This window comes from Paenibacillus doosanensis (assembly GCF_025060755.1).
Classification (GTDB): Bacteria; Bacillota; Bacilli; order Paenibacillales; family NBRC-103111; genus Paenibacillus_S; species Paenibacillus_S doosanensis.
The window spans coordinates 81,916-99,630 of sequence record NZ_JANYUY010000003.1; the positions used below are offsets into that span (position 1 = coordinate 81,916).

A 17,715-nucleotide genomic window follows, 5' to 3' on the forward strand; every position below is an offset into this window, starting at 1 on the left:
ATGATTTCATGCGAAGAGCTCGTCAAAATATACAAAACCGACGATATCGAGGTTGTCGCATTGAAGGGTCTCAATATCTCCGTCGCCCAAGGGGAAATGATGGCTATCATCGGCAACAGCGGAAGCGGGAAATCGACATTTCTTAACATTCTCGGAGGACTCGACAGGCCTTCGGCCGGTCAGGTCCGAGTCGGGGAATGGAACCTGCTCAAAATTACCGATGAGGAGCTGGTTCAATACAAACGCAATACGGTCGGCTTCATATGGCAAAATAACGCGCGCAATCTGGTGCCATATTTGACCGCGCTGGAAAATGTGGAAATGCCGATGATGCTGAGCGGACGGTACGACCGCGCTTACGCCAAGCAGCTGTTGGAATGGGTCGGTCTGAAGGAGCGCATGGGCAACAAGCTTCAGCAGCTGTCCGGCGGGGAGCAGCAGCGCGTGGCGATCGCGATCTCGCTGGCCAACCGGCCGTCGCTGCTGCTTGCCGACGAACCGACCGGTTCGGTCGACACGAAGACGTCCGACATGATCATGGACATCTTCCGCAAGCTGAACCGCGAGCTCGGCGTCACGATTGTGATCGTCACCCACGATATGGCGCTGGCCGCCAAGGTGGACCGGGTCGTTGCGATACGCGACGGAATGACGAGCACCGAATTCATTAAGCGCAATCCGAATTTGGACGGCGGCGAGGAGGAAGCGGCTGCAGGGCTTGCGAGGATGAGCGACGTCCATGAAGAGTACGTCGTTTTGGACCGGGCGGGTCGGCTGCAGATTCCGAAGGCTTATCTCCAGGCGCTGCAGATCGAATCCAAGGCTTCGATGGAATTCGACGGCGAGAAGATTATTATCCGTCCGCCGAAGGCGATCGATTGACCGGAGCGCGGCAGATCCGATAGCGGGAACCGGGGGGAGACCGTGATTGGAAGACGAACAGCAAGATATTATTTGGAGGGGTGCCACAATGAAACCATGGATGAAGAAAACGATGCTGCTTTCCGTCAGCGCGGGGCTGATAATCCCGACGCTGGCGGGGTGCACGAAAGCGAAAAGCGCAGATACGAATACGGAGCGGGTGTTGAGAATCGCTACCAGCATGGGCTACGGACCGGACGATGAATACTTCCGCCAGCAGTTCACCGAAATATTCGAATTTGCCAACCCGAATATTAAGATTGAAATTATCCCTACGATGGACGACAGCTACTATTACGGAAGAAGAGACCCGAATGAGAAGCCGGTCGACCCGATGGATAAGCTGAAGGAAGCGATGCAGGGGGATAATCCTCCCGACGTCGTGATGGTCGGCTACGAGCAGCTGCCCGACCTGATCAGCAACAATTTGCTGACCCAGCTCGACCCGATGATTACCAAGGATAAATTCGATACGTCGGATATGGTGCCGGCTGTTATCGAGGGCTTGAAGAAAGTCGGCGACGGCAAGCTGTATGCGATGACCCCGACCTTCAATTCATCGGCGCTCATTTATAATAAAGCGATGTTCGACGAAGCCGGGGTTCCTTATCCTACGGATAAGATGACTTGGGAGGAGGCGTTCGACCTGGGCAGAAGGCTTGCCAAGGGCGAGGGAGAAAACCGGAAATACGGGTTTTCCTTCAGCACGCAGTCGATGGGGGATATTTATTATTCGATGCAGATGTACACTGCGCCGCTGCAGCTCACCATGTTTGACGATAAGGGCGAGAAAATGACCGTTGACTCCGATCAATGGGAAAGAGTGTGGAAGACGATGCTCCAGCTGAAGCAGGATAAGATCATCCCCGAGCAGCAGGACCCCGCTGCGATGAAGAGCCGGATGATGGGAGGCGGAGAGGACTTTAATCCGTTTTCCTACGACGATTTCCTGTCCAGCCGCGTAGCGATGTCCATCATCAATTACGGGCAGATCAACCAAATTACGAACGCCAACAAAAACGCGCAAAATTACAAGGGCTTCACTCCGATCGACTGGGATGTCGTCACCCTTCCCGTTCATCCGGAAGCTCCGGACGTCGGCGGCTATATCGGAATGAACGGTATTATGGGCATTAACGCGAAGGCGCAAAATGTGGAAGATGCATGGAAGTTCATCAAATTCGTCAACGGCGAGGATTGGGCCCGTTTGAAGTCGAGCAGCTCCTACAATATCGTGACCCGCAAAAAGTTCATTAAACCGAAAGACGGCGTGCAGTTCCATATTGACGCTTTCACGACGTTGACGCCGGCTCCGCAGCAGGATTACCGCATTTACCGCGAGAAGCCGGACATCGGGCAGGTCCAAGAGATCGGTCATCAGTTGTTCAATGATGTAACGCAGGGCAAGATGCAGGTGAGGGATGCCCTCAAAAAATGGCAAACCGACGGCGACGCTTTACTGCAGAAAATCAAAGAAAGCCCTAACGGGCAGATCAACGGCAACGGCGGAGTCATTCAAGCCGTTCCGGCAGGCTAACGCCAAGCCGGGGGCGGCGCCGATTCCATAAGAGAGCATTTCTATAATTCTTCAGGAGGTTATAAGTCATCATGTTATTAAACAAGAAAACAACCCATATCCTGTTGCTCAGCGCTGCTTTGACCTGGAGTACGGCGGTTCCGGCCTTCGCCGACGACGGCAGTACCCCGTCCGCCAGCGTGCTATCGATGGGCTCGGCCCCTTCGCTGGGCGAGGTAAAGGTAACCGACAGCAGCTATTTCGAACTGAAAAATGTGACCATATTGCCGGAGAAAGGCAGCAAAACGGTTACCTTTACCGTCAGCGTCCATAACGAGGGCAGCAGCGATTTGCTGTTTATCGATTACTGGCCGCGCTTGAAGACGAAATCCGGCAACCAGATTTCCGTGAGGGTGCTTCCCCAGGATAAGGATAAAAACCGGATTACGCCGAAATCCGTCCAGGACATCAGCTTTTACGCTACGGTTAACGATACGACCAATTTGACGGACCTTATTTTTGAATTTATCAAATGGGATTTCAGCCAGCCTAATTTCGAGCGGAGCATCGGAGAAATCGCCGTTCCGGACGATTACACCGTTGTGACTCCGAAAGACGATTCCCATATTATCGATATGGACGGCACCGAGATCAAAACGACGATCAAGAAGGTGCTTTTGACTAAAAACGATAAAAATTACACGCCTACAGTCGTGCTGAAGATGGAAAATGTCGGCAATCGAAGCGCGGCCGTGCCTTCGTACCAATATTTAATCCGGACCAGCGAAGGGTATATGTATCCCCTCGACGCCAAAAATGTGAAGGATTTGACGATCAATCCGCAGGTCGACAAAGAGGTGCAGCTGACCGGCTCCGTGCCGATAGAAGTATCGCGCGAAGGCTGGCAGCTGGTCATTACGCAGAACGCTGCCGACTTGAAGCTGAACCTGCCGATCGCGTACTTCGAGCTGCCGCAGGTGACCGATCCGGATACGGTGGACACGGGCAAGGAGTATGAGTTCTCGAACAAGGAAGGCACTTATACGACCAAGCTGCTGTCGTTCCAGAGGCTGCCGATGGAAGATCAGGATATTTTATCGGCGAACTTGATGCTCCTCAATAAAGGCTCCGATTCTTTGCCTCTTCCTGACTTGACGGGCTATTTTATGCTGGACGACAAGGTCAAGGTGGAAGCGAAGCTGATCCAGACCGATAAAGTAATCGGACTTCCGAGCGGGGGCTCGGCGAATTATCAATTTATCGGGAAAATGCCGTATACGTACCAGTTTTCAACCGTAAAGCTAGTGCTGCAAGAGAAGAAGGGCGAGAATGAGGCGGAGGATCTGCTTGAATTTTTGCATCGTTCCGAGCTGTTGAACATGACTTTCCTTAACGTAGGCGAGACGTACAAAAATATGAACATCGGCCGTAATACCAGCTACGCCGTTCGCGACGTAAAAACATATTCGGGCGATACCGCCGATATATTCACGGTACAGCTGGAAGCTACGAATCTGGAGAAGCGTTATACCGACGTGACGAAGCTGGTAGCCCAGTTCAAAACGTTCGACGGCGACGTGTACCCGGCTGCGGTGTCCGAAATCAAAAACAAAATCACTCCCGGCGGCAAGGCGCTGCTGATTTTGTCCAGCACATTGCCCAAAGGGTTCCCGACATCGAATATGAGCGCGATGATCGGAGAAGCGGTAACGGATAACAAGTTCTCGGCAAGCGCCGATACGCCTGACGCCTACGTCAACGCGGCGGGCTTCTGGCTTCCGCAGGAAAATTACCAGGTGAAGGATAAGCTGGCCGATATCGATTTGCTTCCTTACACGCTTTCGATCAGCAAGATCAATACATGGCTGGATAGCGAAAAATTAAAGCTGACGTTCAACTATGAATTGACCAAAAATCTGTTGATGGAAACAAATACGGAGGGCCGCAAGCTGGTCATCGGACTTGAAGACGAGAGCGGCAACAAGACGTTTATGAAGGAATTCGACTTCAAGGATTTCGATATCGTCGATTCCACGACATCCGATGCGTCGAAGGATACGAAAATTCGTCTAGGCAAGCGGGACGGCTTCGTCATCGAAGAGCAGGATCGCGATTTGATCTATCATCTGGAGACATTGAAGACGTATAAATTGAGTGTATACGATTCCTACCAAGGACAGAAGAAGCTGTTGGCTTCGCAAAAGATCGACTGGTTCTCGACAACGGACTAATTTATTTTATGCCCGCATACGAAACCGCCCGCGCAATGGTGCGTAATGCATCATGGAATAAGCCGGGCGGTTTTTTCTTCTTCGTACAGTAAGGCAAAAATGAATATTTGGTTAAATTTGTTTTGGGGCTATTGACATAATTTACAAAACATTTTATGTTATTATCGTTAACAACATTATTAACGATAATAATCTACATATAGAGGAGAACGTTATGAAGCCACTGCAATCGCCTTTTGCCGACTTGAAACAAAACGTTACCGATCATATGTCCCTTTCCTTCGAGGCGGAAGGGTTCAGTCCTCTGGTCGGTAAAATCTTCGCGCATTTGTTATTTTCGCCCCAGCCTGTAAGCCTTCAAGAAATGGCGGAAGAGCTTGGCGTAACGAAAGCGGCGATTAGCGTGCAGGCGCGTACGCTTGAGAAGCATATGATGTGCCAGAAGCTTCCGACGAGCAACGACCGCAAAGATTATTATTACATATCCGATGATATCAGTATGACGGCTATGAGGAATAACATCCAGAAGATGAAACGCATTCAGCAGAAGGTCGAGCATACTTTGCAAATACTTAATCAATTGGAAGAGGTAAGGGACGAAGAGAGGACGTCCCGCGACGCTTTCCGCCGAAGATTCACCGAGATGCACGCGATGTACGATATGTTTTTAAGCCGCTTAGACGGGCTGGAGGAGGAATGGAACCGAAGGAAGGCGCAATTGTTTCCTCAGAATGACGAGGATGCCTGATTGAAAAAAATGCCCGTAATTTTTCGGAAAATTGAAGGGGTATTTTCATGAGCCCCGTCTAAATGGTCAGTTAATGTGATGGAGGAGTAGAGAGATGAAACAATTAACCGATTTTTCGATGAAAAACATCACGGCTGTGATCATTATCATCTTGTTGCTGTTCGGCGCGGGAAGCTACGCCGCCACGACGCTGAAGGTGGAGAGTATGCCGGATATTTCGTTTCCGGTCGTCCTTGTCAACACGCAGTATACGGCGCCGCCCAAAGATGTGCTTGAGGATGTTACGAAACCGCTGGAGAAGGCGATCGCCGGGCTGGAGGGCATGAAGAATTTAACCTCCACCTCAAGCGACAACTTCTCATCCATCGTCATCGAGCTGGAGCAGGATAAGAAGCCCGACGATGTGAAGAAAGATGTGGAGAGCCTCATCGGCAATGTCGCCCTGCCCCAAAGCTCGGAGAAACCGAAGGTGCAGACATTCGGCTTCGCGTCCGAACCGGTCTATTATTTATCGGCCTACGGAACGAACGGCATGAGTCAAGAGGAGCTCGACAAAGTTTATAAAGACGTCATTCTCCCCGGCTTCAACTCCTTGAAAGGGATCGACCACGTAGATTCCATCGGCAACCAGGAAGCGGTCCTTACCATGAAGATGGACATCAACGCCATCAACAACTACGGCCTGACTCCGGCCAGCGTATCCTCCAGCATTAAAGCTGCGCTGCTCACGAGCCCTGCAGGCTCCGTCGATTTCAACGGCAACACGCAGATGGTTCGCGTCAAGAGCGATTTGAACTCCGTCTACAATCTGGAAAATATGAAAATAACGACGGAGAACGGAGATACGCTGCTGCTGAAGCAAGTTGCCAAGGTTGAGGCGATCACCGAATCAACCTTCCTCTCCCGTTTGAACGGTCAGCCTGCCATCGGGATCAACTTGTACAAGACGAAAAACGCCAATGCGGTTGAATTCGGCGCCGACGCCGACAAAATGATGGCGCAATGGAAAGTCGATTTTCCCAACATTACCTTCCACACGATTTATAACAGCGCGACGGACATTAAGGAATCCGTCAACGGCATGGTCCGCGAAGGCGGACTCGGAGCGATTCTTGCTTCGATTATGATTTTGCTTTTCTTGCGAAATGTTCGTATGACGCTTATCGTATTGGTTTCCATTCCCTTATCGATATTAATTACATTACTTGTTATGGCGCCATTGGGCATATCGCTGAACATTATGACCTTGGGCGGTATGGCGATCGCCGTCGGGCGCGTCGTGGACGACAGTATCGTCGTTATCGAGAATATATACAGCCAGCTGCAGAGAGCGCAGGAACGCAGCGAATCGGTCATCAAGCTGGCAACGAGTCAGGTGGCCTCCGCCATTACTTCTTCGACGATTACGACCGTCGGCGTGTTCGGTCCGATCGCTTTCGTGAGCGGGGTGCTCGGAGAGGTTTTCCGGCCGTTCGCCATCACGCTCGTCGTGGCGCTCATGTCCTCGCTGCTGGTGGCACTGACAGTCATCCCGATGCTCGCCAAGCTGCTCGTTTTGCGAAGCAAGCAGTTTAAGCATCATGAAGAGGAACAGTTAGGCAGATTTTCTAAAATATATCGCAAAACATTGCTGTGGTCGCTCATTCACCGTAAAAAAACCGTATTGATGGCCATATTGCTGCTGATCGCCACGCTGATCGGCACGGTCCCGTTCCTGGCGGTTTCCTTTATGCCGGAAAGCGAAACGGATAAATTGATGCAAATTACAATCAAGATGCCTCGCGAAACGACGATCGAAAGTATGGATGCCAAGGTCAAAGAAATCGAAGCGATGATGAAAGCTTCCAAAGATCCGGCGGGTCAGCCTACGTTCAAATATTTCGATGCGCTGATCGGCTACAACCAAAGTGAAGACCGCATTCCTTACCGCAGCTCCATGTTCGCCGAAGCTTCCGAAGCGACGGATGCGAAGCAGCTGGTCAAAGATTTGAAGCAAGACATTTTGTATATGCTGCCCAGAGGCTCCGAAGCGGAAGTACAGCTTATTTCCGGGGGACCGCCGTCCGGAGGCGACGATTTCTCCTATATGCTGAAGGGAGACGATCTGGCGACCTTGACGCAAGGGGCGCAGCTGGTCAAAGACAAGATGAAGGAATTCCCGATGCTCTCGGACATTAAGGATTCGTTGAGCGAGTCGAAAACCGAGGTCGAGATTAGCGTAGATCAGAATAAAGCACGGATTTACGGACTGTCCTCCGCTCAAATTAACGATTCGGTCCGCAGCTGGCTGGCTGAGGAGAAAATCGGCGATTTGAAGTTCGACAACACGACGTTCAAAACGAAGGTGATGCTGGATTCGGCCTTCAAGGATTCCATCGATAAAGTCGGCCATTTCCTGATCAAAACGCCGACAGGAGCGACGATTAACTTGAATGAAGTGGCCAAAGTGCGGCAGATCGACGCTCCGGTTGCCATTACAAGAGAAATGCAGGAGCAATACGTCAAAGTAACGGCCAAAATCGACAGCGCGGATAAGGCGGGAGTCAGCAAGCAAGTATCCGATGCGCTCAAAACCGTCGAGCTGCCTTCGGGCGTAAGAACCCAGGTCAAAGGGGTTACCGACGATATTCAAGAAAGCTTCTCGCAAATGTTCGTGGCGATGGGCGCATCCATCTTCATCGTTTATCTGGTCATGGTTCTGGCATTCGGCAACGGCAGCGCGCCGTTTGCGATCTTGTTCTCCTTGCCGCTTGCAGCGATCGGCGGACTTCTGGGCCTTCTGGTCACTCATGAGTCCGTCAACATCACATCTCTGATCGGCTTCCTGATGCTGATCGGCGTCGTCGTCACGAATGCGATCGTACTGGTCGACCGCGTGCAGCAGCTGCGCGAGGCGGGGCATGACGTCAAAGAGGCTTTGGTGGAAGCGGGGATGACGCGTCTGAGACCGATCATCATGACGGCGGGCGCGACGATCATCGCGCTCCTGCCCTTGGGGTTGGGCTTATCCAAAGGCACCTTGATTTCCAAAGGACTGGCGGTCGTCGTCATCGGCGGGTTGACAACATCGACCCTGCTGACGCTGCTCGTCGTGCCGGTCGTGTACATGATGATCGACAATGTGAAAAAACGGGTAGGACGCATGTTTAAAAAAGAGAAAACGACGGTGGAAGCCGCTCCGGCGTCCGCGTCCAATTAATACAGGGTTAGGGGAAAAGGAGAATGGTCCAATGAATCCGACAATTGCAAAAACGATGAAACAGAGTACGAAAGTGATGGGTGCCGTAGTCATCAGCTCGGCGCTCATCGCCGGATGCAGCTCCCAGCCGGCGGCTCAGCCGCAAAATGCGGCGGAAGCGCAGATCAAAGCCGTCAAGGTGGCGAAAATCGAGAAAAATAAAATCGGCGACCCGCTGGAGCAGGTGGCGGATGTGGCTTCTTCCATCCAGCTTGATGTCATCACCAAAGCAGGCGGAGACGTAAAGGAAATATTGAAGAAACGCGGCGATCAAGTGGAGAAGGGGGAAGTCATCTTCCGTTTGGACCCTACCGACGTCCTGCTGCAGAAAGAAAAAGCGCAAATTGCGTTGACAGGCTCGCAGCAGCAGCTAACGAAGTCCAAGGAAGATTTGGCCAATTCCAGACAAGATTTGGAAAATGGAATTGCCAAGCTGGAAACTTCCATTAAAGACACGGAGAAAAATTATAATAAAATGCGCAACGACTATGATCTAGGCTTGGTCACCAAGTTCCAGCTGGAGCAGATGGAGAGCCAATTGAGCAATTTGAAGCTCGACTTGGAAAGCTCCAAAGCGAAGCTGAAGACGCTCGATACGACGAATTCGCTGTCGCAGGTGGAGCAGGCGCTGCAAAGCTCCGATCTGTCGATCCGCGAGGCGGACCGCACGCTGGAGAATATGGAAGTGAAAGCGCCGGTAAGCGGCGTGCTGACCGATCTGCCGATCGAGACGGGGATGACGCTGCAGGCCGGGTTCAGAGCGGCTCAGCTTCAGCAGCTGGACCCGATCAAGATTAAGGCGGAACTGACCGAGGATGCGGCGAAGATGATTCGCGGCAAAGAGGAGCTGACCTTCTACGTGCCGGGCGCCGTCGAAAACCAAAAGGCCAAAGTGAGCTACCTGGCCGATGTAATGAGCGGGCAGTCCAAATCGTACTCGCTGGAGCTGGAGGTGGCGAACCCCGACCGGAAGCTGAAGCCGGGGATGAAGGCGCAAATATTGCTTACCGAGGACAGCGATCAGAACGTCGTAACGGTACCTACACTCAGCGTCGTTCGCGAAGGCGGAGACACGTTCGTCTTCGTTCTGACGGGGGATACGGTCGAGAAGCGCAAAGTGCAGCTGGGCCGCTTGAACGAAACGATTCAGGAAGTGTTATCGGGAGTTAAAGAAGGAGAGCAGTTGGTCGTCTCCGGCCAAAATCAGTTAAAGGACAAAGAAAAAGTGCAGCTGGCGAAATAAACGGCTAACAGGAGGAGAACCCAGTGAAAATGAAATGGAAAAAGACCGTAACATCCGTCGTCATTACAACCTCTCTTATAACGACAACAGGCTATGCCGTCCTGGCTGCCGATCCGGTGCAGACAAGCATGCAGCCCGCTTCGGCGGCCGTCTCCTATCCGTTGACGGATACGCTGCAGGTGGAAATCAAGAGCGTGCTGAACGAGCGGGTGGCGGAGGGCACGCGAATCGGCGTCGTCGTCCGCATGAAAAATTCCGGAGCAGGCATAACCCGTGTTCCGGAATATGAGCTTCGCGTCAAGACAAGCGACGGCATCGAATATACGCTGCAGCCGAGCGCATCGAATCCGAAGGCGATTCAGCCGCTGGCCAACACGGAGCTAAGTTATATGGCCGTCATCGACCGCACCGATAATGTAGCGCTGTCGGAAGTCAATTGGACGGATGTCGATTATTACGTCTATCCGAAGAAAGAGACGCTGATCGTAGCCGTACCTGTCAGCGGGCAATCTTGGAAGGGCAGCGATATGGCGATTACCGACCCGACTGCGGTGAAAAAATGGGGCGAGACGTTTACCATTCCGTCCCTCATTTCCCCGCTCGAATATACGCCGGTTAATATTGAAAAAGAATTGAGCGATAAAGGAACTGTACAGGTCGTTCAACTGCTGGTGACGAACCCGACCGATCAGCGGGAAACGCTGCCCGATTTCACGTTGGACGGCAAATCGGAGACGCAGGTATACGCAGGGAAACTTGTCGAGAACGGCGGACTTATCCTCGAAGCGAAGGAGCAGAAGTATATTCATTTCGCCATCCCGACCGATAACGATACCGTTCTGTCCAGTCTGAACGTACTCACTCCGGAGAAGTTCGCCGAGGGTGGAGCCGCAGCGGCCGCTGCGACGGTCAATTATAATGTAGGGCGATTGAATGTGCTGCTTCCGGCAGCCCAAGCTTCGCAAAGCTATCCGGTGTACGAGCTGAAATCTCCGATGAAGTTCGACAGCCTGAGCGATTTGATTCATCCGAATATGCAAGTATCTATGGTCGAATTCCATATGAACGATAATGAAGAGGAAGGCTCCAAGAACGTGACGGCCAAATTCAAGCTGTCCAACAAGAGCGATATGCCGATTGCGGTTCCAGCTTTCCAGACGGATTTGGTAAGCGCCGATGGCTATACGTATAGCGGCAGCCGTCAAAATATTACGACGCCGACCGTTCTGCCGAACTCAAGCCTGGTCGTGAGCTATTCCTTTACGCTGCCTGTTTCCGAGACCGGATCGGGTTTGGCGCTGAAAATTCAGGACACGCAAAAAGCGGCTCCTTACAAAACGACGATCGCCGGCTATAAAGTCGCTTTGCAAGAGTCTGAGGAAGGCGAGCAATTCGACCTGTATCCATTTAACGTTAAAGTTTCGTACTGGACGATTTCGCCGCTGTATAACCGCACGGGCAATAACTCTTATTCATATAAAGCAAGATTCGATCTGGAGATTACCCGCGACGAGCAGGTACAGATAGATCAAAGCTTCTCGAAGCTGCAGTTTGAGCTGTACGATTCGCTTGGCCGTCTGATCGGCACCACATCCGGGAAATTCATCGGTAACGGACGCTTGGTGACCGGCGAGAACAATATGTACTTCGATGCAACGACAGAGCAGCTTGACCGTCCTCTGACGATCAAAGCTTTCGAGGTATTCACGACACAGGCCGGAGATTCCAAACGATTGCTCGGCGTATTCAAACAATAATCCCGGATACAGGACTTATTTTAACTATAAGAAAATGGAACGGTAACGGTTTTAAGGACCTCGCTCCTGCTGTATGGCAGAGTTGAGGTCCTTTTTTCGTTTTCCTCCCTTGAGCATCCAAGCGGAAAACATTTTATGCATGTTCGACATATGATATTCAATAGAACATTGTTTTCACGAAGGGGCGATTTCATATGAAGCGTCAGGTTCACAGTCATGAAGTGAGAGCCGCCGTACTCCGTAAGTTGGCGGAACGCGGCGTGCAAATGGAAGAGATCGCCGATATCGTCTATCAAATGCAAAGCCCCTATAATCCGGATTTACAGCTTGCGGCATGCGAGGAAGCGATACGCGCCGTCTTGCAAAAACGAGAGCTGCAGCACGCTATTTTAGTCGGTATCGAGCTGGATGAACTGGCCGAGAAAGGAATGTTATCCGAGCCTATCCAGTCCATCATCGAGTCGGATGAAGGATTGTTCGGCTGCGACGAAACGTTGGCTTTGGGGTCGGTATTCGGTTACGGAAGCATAGGAGTTACCACCTTCGGATATTTGGACAAACATAAGATCGGCGTCATTAAGCGGCTCGACACGAAGGCGGGATCGGGAGTTCATACGTTCTTGGATGATTTGGTGGCGAGCATAGCGGCGTCGGCTTCCAGCCGCATTGCCCATCATCAGAGGGATGACGACGAGCGCAGCGACGAAGCCTCTTTGCGCCCTTTCGAAGAGGACCATGAGGGCTGAACTTCCAATAAATCGGCAAGAAGCTTTCCTGGATCAAATAAGGAAGCTTCTTTTTGGTTATGCTACAAAGAGAAGATTGGAAGCAGCAACAATTTATAGTAATTTTATTAATCGGGGTGTGAGCGCAATGAACTGGATCTACTGGGCAAAATTATACGAAAGCAAGTTTCAAGCCGGCTGTCTGGCGAAACGGATGGAAGAAGACTGGTGGATATACGGGTACGAATGCCCGCAGGAAGTGGAAGTGTTTCGTTCCAAAAAGGGGCGGTTCGGGGTCCGGTATATCGTCTGAAAAATTTTTGTTATTTTTTTCTTGACAATTCTTAAAGGATTATTGTATTATTGAGTTCGTCGCTAAGACAAGTTAATCAACTGACGCGGGGTGGAGCAGCCCGGTAGCTCGTCGGGCTCATAACCCGAAGGCCGCAGGTTCAAATCCTGCCCCCGCAACCAAACACATAATTGTGGGCCCTTAGCTCAGTTGGTTAGAGCGGTCGGCTCATAACCGATTGGTCGGGGGTTCGAGTCCCTCAGGGCCCACCATATATGCACTACTGTGCAATTGCCGGAGTGGCGGAATTGGCAGACGCACAGGACTTAAAATCCTGCGGTAGGTGACTACCGTACCGGTTCGAGTCCGGTCTTCGGCACCATAACTATACAACATACAACAGTAAATCCTGTGAAGCTCATGAAGATCATGCTGCTTCACAGGATTTTTTGCTGCTCCCGCATGGCCGGAATTGAAGGAATGCGGGAGCTGCGAAGATTATACTTTTTCGTTGCTGTAGGCCATTCTGGAGTCGACATGAAGCGTGCAGCGCCGGTTACCGGCATCATACTCGATGCGGGGTCTGTCTTTGTCGTAAAACCATGCCTTCTGTATCGGCTCCCCCGGCTGCTGTATGAAATAAAATAAATTAAGGTCCTGAGCGTTTTCCTCCAATAAAGCGGCGGTCGCCGGATCGACATCCTCGATTTGAAATGTCCATCCTGCCGAAGCTTCCTCCAGCGTAAACGGCTTGCCGTCTCCGCTTACGTCGAACAGCATGCGGCTCCCGACGGCGTGTTTAATGTACAGATGAGCTTGGCTGCTAGCAGTCATCATGCGTTCACTCTCCCAGATTACAAAATGGTAATAAAGCTTAAGGCAAATCCATTATCAGCAGCGTAGCCCCTTGCTCAGCGGATAGCGAGAGCTTCGACAGTCCGTGAATTCTCGCGGCATCCCGCCGCTGCAAAATATCGCCGCCGTTCAGCGCGACGGAGCCTTCAATAACGAATACATAAATTTTACGGCCTTCCTCTTGTCGGAAATCAAGCGATTGTCCGGCCTCAAGCTCGGATAAGTACAAGGTAAGGTCCTGATGGATGTGAGCGATATTCGGTCCGGAATGATTGGACACAATCGGAAGCAGGCTGTTTTTCATTAAAGACGGATCGTAGCTGGTCGTTTCATAGGAGGGAGGGAGCTGGCGCTGATCGGGTTTAAACCAGATTTGCAGTAAGGCAACCTCTTCGTCTCCGGGATTGACTTCGGAGTGAATGATGCCCGTTCCTGCCGACATCCGCTGAATAGCTCCAAATCCGGAAACCGCTTTGTGGCCTGTGCTGTCTTCGTGCTGCAGCTGGCCTCTAAGCACGATCGAGACGATCTCCATTTCGCGGTGAGGATGGGCTCCGAAGCCGCGGTGTCCGGCTATGACGTCATCGTTAAACACAACGAGCGGTCCGAATTCGGTATTGTCCGGGTCGTAATAATCGCCGAACGAAAAGCTGAAATTGCTTTGGAGCCAGCCGTGGTCGGCCGAGTACCGGGAGGAAGCGGGATATACTTGAATCATGGCGGATCACTCCTTAATAAAATATAGTAGCTTATCTTTAGTATATAGAACAAGGGAGTTATTTTCAATCATTGTATTTCGTTCTATTTTTCGTTAAGATGGACGATGGTATACATTACACTATATTCATAGAATCGGCATAATAAGTTGATGAAATGAGGAGGAAGCGGCGGATGGCTGTGAGGAAAATCGAGCACGTAGGCATTATGGTTTCGAACTTGGAGAATTCCATCGCCTTTTATGAAAAAGTGATCGGGTTGACATTAAAAGGGACACTGACGCATACGAACGGCGTCATGCGGCTCGCTTTTCTCGGCTTCAATGAAAGCGCGGAAACCGAGCTGGAGCTGATCGAAGGCTACAACGACGGCCTGCCGGTCGAGGGCAAGGTGCATCATATCGCATTTACGGTAGATCATGTCGAAGCGGAATTTGCCCGCATTCAAGCGCTGGACGTGAAGCTGATCGATAACGAAATTACGACGCTGCCTAACGGCTCCCGTTATTTCTTCTTCCACGGTCCGGACGGCGAATGGATCGAGATGTTCGAATCGACCCGTAGGAACGGATAAGCGGGATGAGGAGTGAACATTCTGGCTAAACGGGAACGAATAGAAGAGATTCAATATTTGCGCGGTTTCGCTTTTCTGGCCGTAGTGTTGCAGCATGCGATCGGCCATTACGCTTATTTGCCGGAGTCGGGCGTTCAAGACGGCGCTATGCTGGGCATTTTGCTTATTGCGGCCAAGTTTGCCGTGCCTATGTTTATTTTTATAACGGGATTGGTGCTTTTTTATAACTATACGAGCGAAGTGAGTTTTTGGTCTTTCATCGGAAAGCGCTGTAAAGATATTCTTGTTCCTTATATTTTATGGTCAACGGTCTATGCGCTGTGGTTCCAGACGGGAGGAGAGGGGCTATGGTCGGGGCTTAAGATCGTCGTTGCGGATTGGTTTGCGGGCAAAGCTTCGTATCATTTATGGTATGTCGTCATGAGCATACAGCTGTACTTATTGTTTCCGCCGATTCAAAGAGCGGTTCTGCCGCTGTGGAGACGATCCAAGCCTTGGACGCTGCGCGCCGGCTTTGTTCTGCTGTGCCTCGTTTACGTGCTGCTGACGACCAAAGTCGGAGTCATCGGCGAAGCGGCGTCCAAGCTGCACATACCGGTGCTGACTCCTTTATTTACGGAATATGCGGATCGTAATGCGCTGTATTTCTTTATTTACTTTGTTATGGGCGCGGCGGCCGGATTGAATCTGCAAGCGTGGAAACAATGGATGCTCAAGCGGCAGGGCGTCTTCCTAAGCCTCTACGCGATTTTATCGTGCATCTTGTTTTACAAGATCATGGCCAGCTTCCGGACGAAGGACGGGTACGTTATTCAATATAACGATACGCTGCTCGTGCAGCCGTTTATGGCGGTATTTCTGCTGCTGTCCGTTGTCGCCATGTGCATTGCGGCCGTATGGCTGCACCAGTACGGGAACGGGCGGCTGAAGAAGCTGTTCAACCTCCTCGGCCAATATTCCTACGGGGCTTACCTGGCGCATGCGCTGATGCTAACGGCAGGAACCTTTGCGGCGGATGCTTTGTTCCCGGGCTGGAACGTATCGCTGCGCACGGTGATTGCTTTTATATTTTGCGCGCTGCTGTCTGTACTGACTGCCGCGGCATTAGGCAAGTTTCGCCTGGGCCGGTTTATGACGGGAGCGCCTGCACCGCGTAAGCGCGACGTCTGATCGGGAGAGATGAACGCGGAGCGGTAACAAGTGCCGGGTCCTTGAGGGATCGCGGCTTTTTTTATACTATTTGCGCCCTCCAGATTATGGTACGATGAGAGGGCGATTCATAGAGAGGGGATGAAATGATGAGTCAGACTCAAGTGTTGTTGACCAAGCAAAGCGAACGTACCCGGATAGAGGTGCTGTGCTATGAGCAATTGGCGGGGAGCGACGATATCGGCAGCTCGGAAATGCTTTATTTTCTGCAGCAGAGCGGGAGCCGGCTGAAGCAGGTGAAAATAACGCTTCAAAACAGCAGCGTGCTGCTGGAATCCGGGGCGCTGCATTTTATGAAAGGGCGCATCGATGTGCAAAACAATGCGGGCGGCGTAGGCGGCATGCTCAAAAAATTCATCTCCAGCGGTTTAACGGGAGAATCGATGTTCAAGCCGGTATACAGCGGCAGCGGAGACATTTATTTGGAGCCCAGCTTCGGCCATTATTTGCTCGTGGAGCTGCATGATGAGGAGCTAGTCGCGGACAAAGGGATGTTCTACGCATGCGAAGCGTCCGTTAGCGTAGGCGTGGAGCGAATGAAAAACTTATCCTCTGCGATTGCAGGCGGCGAAGGCCTGTTTCAGACCAAGCTGTCGGGCAGCGGGTTATGCGTGCTATCGAGTCCTGTTCCGGACCATGAGATTGTGAAAATAAAGCTGAACAACGAGAAGCTTCAGGTCGACGGCAATTTTGCTTTGCTGCGTAAAGGAAATATTCAATATAGCGTGGAGAAATCGAGCAAATCGATCTTCGGTTCCTTAACGAGCGGCGAAGGGCTCTTGCAGACCTTTACCGGAACGGGAGAGGTATGGGTAGCGCCGACGCAATCCGTCTATGAGCAGCTAAAAGCGCATCGCTTGGGCGGCCTGACCAAGGCAGGAGGATCGTCCAACACGAAAACGACATAGTTTTTTTCAAAAGGAAGTTATTCCCTCTTGAATAAAGAACATTTGTTCTGTATATAATAATTATAAGAACAAATGTTTGGTCGGGAGGCGACGATATGCTCAAGGAATTGGAACGATATGCAGGGCGGCAAGCGGAAATGATCTATATGGATAAAAGCGGCAAAATCACCCGGCGTAAAATTTTCATCCGTACGATCGGCGAAGCGAAGATTACGGCTTACTGCTATGAAAGACGGGCTCCCCGAGTATTCGACGCGAATCGGATTTTGGCCGTATTCCCTGTTTCCCAAGCAGGTGTCCAAGCCGGCAAATAATCTGCGAAAAGCGAGGCTTAGCGGCCTCTTGAGCAGGTACAATCGGGTCTTTGGCTACATAGTATACATCACCCTATTTCGTTGAGGTGAGAGCTATGAGTGGCAAAAAGGCTAAGAAGAAAACAACCCCGACTTCCAATGTGGACAAAAACCGGTTTAACATGAAAATGGTCACCTCTGATGTGTGCAGCCGCTGCAGAAAATGCGAGCGGGGCTTGCAATATTTGGAAAAAATGTCCCAACCCGGCGCTGTAGGCAAAGGGGTTCCGTGCATTTTGACGAGAGGCAAGGCGTATGTCTAGTCAGTCGTAAGTCGAGGAAGGTTCGCAAAGGGGCGGACCTTTTTTGTTGTTTAGGAAATGATGCGCAGCCATATCCTGTGGATATCCGTGGGCTCCCCCGAAAGTAATGTCTACCCATAGAACGATTCCAGCGGAATGGTTAGACGCCGATCCAGCTGAAGCCGGA

Annotated in this window: 16 protein-coding genes and 3 tRNA genes; 17 read left to right on the top strand and 2 right to left on the bottom strand. The window is 51.4% G+C overall.

All coding sequences use genetic code 11. The features are described from left to right. The 12 genes from N0M98_RS04145 to N0M98_RS04200 all read left to right on the top strand — a co-directional run bounded on the left by N0M98_RS04145 (window position 1) and on the right by N0M98_RS04200 (window position 13,053). The gene (locus N0M98_RS04145; protein WP_249862609.1) at window positions 1-882 is read left to right on the top strand and encodes an ABC transporter ATP-binding protein; all 882 of its coding nucleotides are present in this window, start codon (window positions 1-3) and stop codon (window positions 880-882) included. Window positions 883-970: 88 nt separating this feature from the next. Next, window positions 971-2,458: an ABC transporter substrate-binding protein gene (locus N0M98_RS04150; protein ID WP_249862610.1), complete on the top strand. Its 1,488-nt coding sequence runs from the start codon at window positions 971-973 to the stop codon at window positions 2,456-2,458. A 71-nt stretch (window positions 2,459-2,529) separates the two neighbouring features. After that, window positions 2,530-4,668 (top strand): hypothetical protein, encoded by a 2,139-nt coding sequence (locus tag N0M98_RS04155; protein ID WP_259617034.1) that lies wholly within the window; start codon window positions 2,530-2,532, stop codon window positions 4,666-4,668. A 214-nt stretch (window positions 4,669-4,882) separates the two neighbouring features. Next, complete coding sequence (locus N0M98_RS04160) at window positions 4,883-5,416, top strand: GbsR/MarR family transcriptional regulator (RefSeq protein WP_249862612.1); 534 nt, start codon at window positions 4,883-4,885, stop codon at window positions 5,414-5,416. Window positions 5,417-5,510: 94 nt separating this feature from the next. Then, entirely contained in the window at window positions 5,511-8,615 is a 3,105-nt protein-coding gene (locus N0M98_RS04165; protein ID WP_249862613.1) for an efflux RND transporter permease subunit, read from the top strand. A 31-nt stretch (window positions 8,616-8,646) separates the two neighbouring features. Further along, on the top strand, window positions 8,647-9,897 hold the full coding sequence (locus N0M98_RS04170; RefSeq protein ID WP_249862614.1) for an efflux RND transporter periplasmic adaptor subunit: 1,251 nt from the start codon (window positions 8,647-8,649) through the stop codon (window positions 9,895-9,897). 29 nt (window positions 9,898-9,926) lie between these two features. Beyond that, entirely contained in the window at window positions 9,927-11,654 is a 1,728-nt protein-coding gene (locus tag N0M98_RS04175) for a hypothetical protein (RefSeq protein ID WP_259617112.1), read from the top strand. Window positions 11,655-11,848: 194 nt separating this feature from the next. After that, window positions 11,849-12,400 carry a phosphatidylglycerophosphatase A family protein gene (locus tag N0M98_RS04180; RefSeq protein WP_259617035.1) on the top strand — a complete coding sequence of 184 codons (552 nt, stop codon included), beginning with the start codon at window positions 11,849-11,851 and terminating at the stop codon, window positions 12,398-12,400. A 127-nt stretch (window positions 12,401-12,527) separates the two neighbouring features. After that, on the top strand, window positions 12,528-12,692 hold the full coding sequence (locus tag N0M98_RS04185; RefSeq protein ID WP_249862616.1) for a hypothetical protein: 165 nt from the start codon (window positions 12,528-12,530) through the stop codon (window positions 12,690-12,692). 84 nt (window positions 12,693-12,776) lie between these two features. Then, window positions 12,777-12,853, top strand: a tRNA-Met gene (locus N0M98_RS04190). Window positions 12,854-12,866: 13 nt separating this feature from the next. Further along, window positions 12,867-12,943 (top strand) — tRNA-Ile (locus tag N0M98_RS04195). A 21-nt stretch (window positions 12,944-12,964) separates the two neighbouring features. Beyond that, window positions 12,965-13,053 (top strand) — tRNA-Leu (locus N0M98_RS04200). A gap of 116 nt (window positions 13,054-13,169) precedes the next feature. On the opposite strand, the gene N0M98_RS04205 is transcribed toward N0M98_RS04200, so the two are convergent. Further along, window positions 13,170-13,508, bottom strand: coding sequence for a hypothetical protein (locus N0M98_RS04205; protein WP_259617036.1), 339 nt, complete (start codon window positions 13,506-13,508; stop codon window positions 13,170-13,172). 37 nt (window positions 13,509-13,545) lie between these two features. Next, complete coding sequence (locus tag N0M98_RS04210; RefSeq protein WP_249862618.1) at window positions 13,546-14,244, bottom strand: pirin family protein; 699 nt, start codon at window positions 14,242-14,244, stop codon at window positions 13,546-13,548. A 173-nt stretch (window positions 14,245-14,417) separates the two neighbouring features. Here N0M98_RS04210 and N0M98_RS04215 point away from each other — a divergent pair, with 173 nt between their 5' ends. From N0M98_RS04215 to N0M98_RS04235, 5 genes are all read left to right on the top strand, one after another. Continuing rightward, entirely contained in the window at window positions 14,418-14,816 is a 399-nt protein-coding gene (locus N0M98_RS04215) for a VOC family protein (protein WP_249862619.1), read from the top strand. Between the two features lie 12 nt (window positions 14,817-14,828). Continuing rightward, window positions 14,829-15,986, top strand: a complete 1,158-nt coding sequence (locus N0M98_RS04220; protein ID WP_259617037.1) for an acyltransferase — start codon at window positions 14,829-14,831, stop codon at window positions 15,984-15,986. A 125-nt stretch (window positions 15,987-16,111) separates the two neighbouring features. After that, window positions 16,112-16,933: an AIM24 family protein gene (locus N0M98_RS04225; RefSeq protein ID WP_259617038.1), complete on the top strand. Its 822-nt coding sequence runs from the start codon at window positions 16,112-16,114 to the stop codon at window positions 16,931-16,933. Window positions 16,934-17,028: 95 nt separating this feature from the next. Continuing rightward, complete coding sequence (locus N0M98_RS04230; RefSeq protein WP_249862622.1) at window positions 17,029-17,247, top strand: hypothetical protein; 219 nt, start codon at window positions 17,029-17,031, stop codon at window positions 17,245-17,247. 95 nt (window positions 17,248-17,342) lie between these two features. Further along, a complete protein-coding gene (locus N0M98_RS04235; protein WP_249862623.1) occupies window positions 17,343-17,549 on the top strand; it encodes a hypothetical protein in 207 nt (68 codons plus the stop codon). The last annotated feature ends 166 nt before the right edge of the window (window positions 17,550-17,715 follow it).

Excerpts from the sequence above, each read along its gene's own strand:
- N0M98_RS04145 (WP_249862609.1), top strand. The coding sequence starts at position 1 with ATGATTTCATGCGAAGAGCTCGTCAAAATATACAAAACCGACGATATC.
- N0M98_RS04150 (WP_249862610.1), top strand. The coding sequence starts at position 971 with ATGAAACCATGGATGAAGAAAACGATGCTGCTTTCCGTCAGCGCGGGG.
- N0M98_RS04155 (WP_259617034.1), top strand. The coding sequence starts at position 2,530 with ATGTTATTAAACAAGAAAACAACCCATATCCTGTTGCTCAGCGCTGCT.
- N0M98_RS04160 (WP_249862612.1), top strand. The coding sequence starts at position 4,883 with ATGAAGCCACTGCAATCGCCTTTTGCCGACTTGAAACAAAACGTTACC.
- N0M98_RS04165 (WP_249862613.1), top strand. The coding sequence starts at position 5,511 with ATGAAACAATTAACCGATTTTTCGATGAAAAACATCACGGCTGTGATC.
- N0M98_RS04170 (WP_249862614.1), top strand. The coding sequence starts at position 8,647 with ATGAATCCGACAATTGCAAAAACGATGAAACAGAGTACGAAAGTGATG.
- N0M98_RS04175 (WP_259617112.1), top strand. The coding sequence starts at position 9,927 with ATGAAATGGAAAAAGACCGTAACATCCGTCGTCATTACAACCTCTCTT.
- N0M98_RS04180 (WP_259617035.1), top strand. The coding sequence starts at position 11,849 with ATGAAGCGTCAGGTTCACAGTCATGAAGTGAGAGCCGCCGTACTCCGT.
- N0M98_RS04185 (WP_249862616.1), top strand. The coding sequence starts at position 12,528 with ATGAACTGGATCTACTGGGCAAAATTATACGAAAGCAAGTTTCAAGCC.
- N0M98_RS04205 (WP_259617036.1), bottom strand. The coding sequence starts at position 13,508 with ATGATGACTGCTAGCAGCCAAGCTCATCTGTACATTAAACACGCCGTC.
- N0M98_RS04210 (WP_249862618.1), bottom strand. The coding sequence starts at position 14,244 with ATGATTCAAGTATATCCCGCTTCCTCCCGGTACTCGGCCGACCACGGC.
- N0M98_RS04215 (WP_249862619.1), top strand. The coding sequence starts at position 14,418 with ATGGCTGTGAGGAAAATCGAGCACGTAGGCATTATGGTTTCGAACTTG.
- N0M98_RS04225 (WP_259617038.1), top strand. The coding sequence starts at position 16,112 with ATGATGAGTCAGACTCAAGTGTTGTTGACCAAGCAAAGCGAACGTACC.
- N0M98_RS04230 (WP_249862622.1), top strand. The coding sequence starts at position 17,029 with ATGCTCAAGGAATTGGAACGATATGCAGGGCGGCAAGCGGAAATGATC.
- N0M98_RS04235 (WP_249862623.1), top strand. The coding sequence starts at position 17,343 with ATGAGTGGCAAAAAGGCTAAGAAGAAAACAACCCCGACTTCCAATGTG.